Genomic DNA, 1,619 nt, shown 5'->3' with positions numbered 1-1,619 from the left:
CCCAGACGCACACGCGAGAACACCACCAGCGGCAGCGTCGTCGAGCCCGGACCCGAGAGGAACGCGGAGAGCACGAGGTCGTCGATCGAAAGCGTGAACGACAGCAGCCAGCCAGACACGAGCGCCTGCGAGATCAGCGGCAGCGTGATCACGAAGAACACCTTGAAGGGCGTGGCGCCGAGATCGAGCGCGGCCTCTTCGAGCGACCGGTTCAGCTCCTTCACACGCGACTGCACGATGATCGCCACGTACGAGACGCACAGCATCACGTGGCCGATCCACATGGTCAGCACGCCACGGCCCTTCGGCCAGCCGAGGAACTGCTCCATCGCGACGAACAGCAGCAGCAGCGAGATGCCCTGGATGACTTCGGGAATCACGAGCGGCGCGTTGATCATGCCCGCGAACAGTGCGAAGCCCCGGAAGCGGCCCATGCGCGCGAGCACATAGCCGGCCCACGTGCCGATCGCAATCGACGCGAACGCCGTCATCAGGCCGATCTTCAGCGAGAGCCACGCGGCGGTGAGCAGCTCATCGTCCTGCAGCAGCGCGGCGTACCACTTCAGCGAGAAGCCCGACCAGACGGTCACGAGCTTCGATTCGTTGAACGAGTACACCACGAGGCTGATGATCGGGATGTAGAGGAACAGGAACCCGAGCGTGAGCACGCCCGTGGAAAGGGTGCGATTGGGCTTGATCATTTGCGGTCCTCCATTTCCTTGACCTGGTAGTGCTGGAAGAGGGCCATCGGCACGAGCAGCAGCACCACCATCGCGACCGTCACGGCCGATGCCATCGGCCAGTCCATGTTGTTGAAGAACTCGTCCCACATCACGCGGCCGATCATGAGCGTGTCCGCGCCGCCGAGCAGTTCGGGAATCACGTACTCGCCCACCGCCGGGATGAACACGAGCAGGCTGCCGGCGATGATCCCGTTCTTCGAGAGCGGCAGCGTGATGCGCGTGAACGCGACCCAGGGCTTGGCGCCCAGGTCATAGGCCGCTTCCAGCAGCGTGAGGTCCATCTTCACGAGGTGCGCGTAGAGCGGCATCACCATGAAGGCAGGTACGAATAGACCATGCCGATATAGACGCCCGCATCGCTGTGATAGAGGCGCAGCGGCGACTGGATCAGGCCGATGGCGATGAGCGCGTGATTGAGCAGGCCGTCGTCCTTGAGGATGCCGATCCACGCGTAGACGCGGATCAGGAACGAGGTCCAGAACGGCAGCATCACGCCCATCATGAGCAGGTTGCGCGTGGCGGGATTCGAGCGCGCGATGTAGTAGGCGATGGGATAGCCGATCAGCAGACAGAAGAAGGTGGAGACCGCGGCCATCTTCAGCGAGCTGATATAGGTGGCGACGTAGAGGCTGTCCTGCAGCAGGAACACGTAGTGGCCGAGCTGCAGCGCCAGGTGCACCATGCCGTCCTTCATCTCGACGAGGTTCGAGTAGGGCGGCACGGCCATCATCTGGTCGGCGAAGCTGATCTTGAGCACGAGCACGAACGGCACGGCGAAGAACAGCGTGAGCCACAGGAACGGAATCCCGATGACGGTGGTGCGGCCCGAGGGCACGAAGCGCGAGAGGAAGCGTGCGAGCGTGCCGCGCGAGGCGG

General features: G+C 63.6%; 1 protein-coding gene and 1 pseudogene. Both read right to left on the bottom strand.

Translation table 11 applies throughout. The annotated features are described in order from the left end of the window. On the bottom strand, positions 1–701 hold a 701-nt coding region (locus tag BO1_RS48785), incomplete at its 3' end, for an ABC transporter permease subunit (protein ID WP_043289346.1). Next, a pseudogene (locus tag BO1_RS56025) lies at positions 698–1,619 on the bottom strand (ABC transporter permease subunit); the annotation flags it as partial. The pseudogene BO1_RS56025 and the gene BO1_RS48785, both read right to left, overlap by 4 nt.

It is taken from the genome of Paraburkholderia oxyphila NBRC 105797, assembly GCF_000685075.1.
Lineage (GTDB): Bacteria > Pseudomonadota > Gammaproteobacteria > Burkholderiales > Burkholderiaceae > Paraburkholderia > Paraburkholderia oxyphila.
The sequence above is the reverse complement of the archived record's forward strand: the minus strand, read 5'-3'. Positions and strand labels throughout refer to the sequence as shown.